2 protein-coding genes are annotated in these 2,884 nt (G+C 53.7%); both read right to left on the bottom strand.

The features are described from left to right. Nucleotides 1–1,546, bottom strand: a 1,546-nt coding sequence (locus KDK14_RS01325) for a BatD family protein (RefSeq protein ID WP_257263213.1), incomplete at its 3' end; no start/stop codon positions are given. Further along, a partial coding sequence (locus tag KDK14_RS01320; RefSeq protein WP_257263212.1) for a tetratricopeptide repeat protein occupies nucleotides 1,540–2,884 on the bottom strand: 1,345 nt, incomplete at its 5' end. The genes KDK14_RS01325 and KDK14_RS01320, both read right to left, overlap by 7 nt.

Raw genomic sequence — 2,884 nt, 5'->3', positions numbered from 1 at the left:
TCAGGTTCTCATTATTACGGTTGAGAGGGCTGGCAGGATGGTTATTGAGATATATACGACACCAGTTTTTCAATTCGTTCAGCGTCAAGCGAATATCGTTGTGTCGGCAGGCTGCTTCCAGCTGGCCGAAAGCTTCAGCTTCAGAGGATTGTTTCCCGCTATCCGTGTTACTGATGGGTTGACTGGCACGGGCCCGGAACCGCCAGAGCCCCAGGGTCGCCAGCCACAACAGGGCAAACACAGCGGTTAACCACTGCCATAAGACAGATGTCTGCCACAGGCTGGCAGGCTTCAACGGTATTGTATCGCTTTGCGGACATTCAGCAGGCTGGTCTGCCGGTAATGTGGTCGGGGGGGGCACTGTCAAGGCGTTAGCATTCGGATCGGCTGCGACATCAATCTCTGTTGCGGGCAGTCTGGAGGTTTTGATCTCGCCACTTGCGGTATCAAACCAGGTGTATTCAATGGCCGGCAGGGTGATTTTTCCGGGGCGTGTCGGAATCATGGCTATGGAATCCGTGCGCTGCCCTTGCACGCCATTGGCTGTCTCGCGGTCTGCGCTACCGGATTTATCCGGGTAGCTGTTCACTCCCTTCGGCTGAGCCATCAGAATCGGTGGGAGTTGTGCCGCACTGAGACCGTCGGCATCGACGGTAATGGTGCGGGTAATGGCATCACCTACCGTTAAACTGTCCAGTGACTGGCTCCACTGCTCCTGAATCGTTACCTTTCTGGCGGGTAACCAGGTGTCACCGGGCGGGTAGATTTCAGGTCTTGGCTTTACCTCAATGGTAATTTCCGGGGAGCGGGCCACTACGGGTTTGCCACCACTGGAAAAGAAACTGCCAAATGGGTCCCGGGGTTCGGCTGCGACACCAGTAAACGTCAGTGACGGTATCGTCATGGTGCCCACAGACTGTGGGTGAATAGAGTACTTCAACTCAAATCCCCGGTAGCGAATACCCCCAATAATGGTATCCAGTTTACGGGTTTCCCCCAGCTGTTGAATCAGCGCATCGCTGATATCCAGGGCACTGAGTCGGTTATCGTCATACAGCTGGACACTGAACAGAATGTTGACGGTGAGTATCAGCTCCTGCTGGACATAAACACTGTCACTGCTGACCTCGGCGTTCATCAGGATTGGGCCGGTATCACCGGTTGGGTCTTCGGGTCTGTTATCGCTGACGGTGATAGTCACCGGTTCGGATTGCCAGCCTCCCAGTGTGATCGGGGGTATCACCAGTATTCCCTGTTGCCTGGGGGCCAGGGTCACCACCCAGTCGCGGGTAAACGTCCTTTTGCCATTAATGATACTGGTCTGGCTCTGCTGTCGGGTGCCCAGTATGTCAAAGCTCCACTCCAGGGGGGCCAGGTCCGGAGCATCACTGGAACTCTCTTCTGTACGCAGGGTGAGTTCCAGGGTTTCATGGCTGGCCAGTGAAGTTTTGTTAACACTGGCGGTAAATACGGCATTGGCCATCATGGTAATCGAAAGAGTGATCAATGCGGTCAACATCAAAGGAAATGACTTTCGGTTTACCATGATGCCTCCTCCGTTCTGTTTGGCTGTTGCGCAGCGCGTTGCTGATACAGAAACTTTCTGCGTAATAAACCACCCGGGTCATCCGGAATGGTTCTCAACCAGCTTTCAATCGCCTGCTGTTCGGGAGAGAGTGGCTGTTCCACGCCTTCATTCATGGCGCTGGCAGGCATGGCGCTGGCAGGCATGGCGCTGGCGGGTGTTTCCGAAGCTTTATCATTGGCAGTATTTTTTTGCGCGGATTGTTGCGCCTGGCCGGGCTTTTCTTCAGTCTGCCCGGATTGGGCCTGTTGATCTTGCGGCTGGTTCTGATCAACTGATGAGTTGTTGTGCGAGCGCTGTTGTGATGAAGATTCCTGTGCCCTGGTGTTTGCATCTGTCGGGTCATTTTCTGAAGCAGCTTCATCCCTGTTGTTTGCGGATTGCTGGTTATCTTTTCCCTGGCCACTATCTTGCTGGTGGCTATTTTGTTCTCCGTTGTTTCCCTGATTTTGCTGAGGCTGGTTTGACTGCTGCTGTAATAACTGTTCAACCAGATGACGATTGAATCTGGCGTCTTCCATATCCGGCTGGTGCGATAATGCCTGATCATAAGCATCAATGGCCTCCTGAAGTTTGCCTGCCCTGGCCAGTGCATTGCCCCGGTTGAACTCGGATATTGGTTCATTAGTCTGATTATCAGGAGAACTCAGGGTTGATGCAGACTCATCAAACTGCTGATTCCGGAACAAGGCTTCGGCTTTCCACGCCGGATCATTAAACAGGCTTGCTGCCAGATCCGGATTACCCTCCTGTAGTGCCTTCTGACCCTGCTGGTCCCGGGTCTGCCACAGGTCATTCCAGCTCAACGCCATGGCATCGACCGGCAACAGGGAGATCATAATCAGTACTATCCATCCACGGCGAAAGCCCAGCAGGGCAGCGGGTAATAGCAACCATACCAGCCAGTAACCGGCGTCATACAACTGATCAAACTCACGATCAGTTGATGTTTGTCCGCTGAATAGTTGATTTATGTTGTCTGTTGGCAAGAGGGTTTGCAGGTCTGTATCCGCAACGGTCATGGTCTGGTAGCTACCGCCATTGGCCCGAGCCAGTGATTGCAGGCGGGACTGATCAAGCTGAGGTACGACAATGGCTCCCTGTTGATTCTTCAGATAACCGCCATCAGGCAACGGAATTGGTGCTCCCTGTTTGGTGCCGATACCAAGAATGGATAAACGGATACCGCTGTCTTGCAACAGGCGGGAAATCTGCTCCGCCTGCGCTTCGGTCATGGAGCCGGTAACCAGTAAAATGTCGCCGGACTCACTGCTACCCTGGTTCAGCAGCTGTTTGGCC

Origin of the sequence: Endozoicomonas sp. ONNA2, assembly GCF_024606365.1 — a bacterium.
Lineage (GTDB): Bacteria > Pseudomonadota > Gammaproteobacteria > Pseudomonadales > Endozoicomonadaceae > Endozoicomonas.
This window is presented reverse-complemented; position numbering and strand designations above follow the sequence as displayed.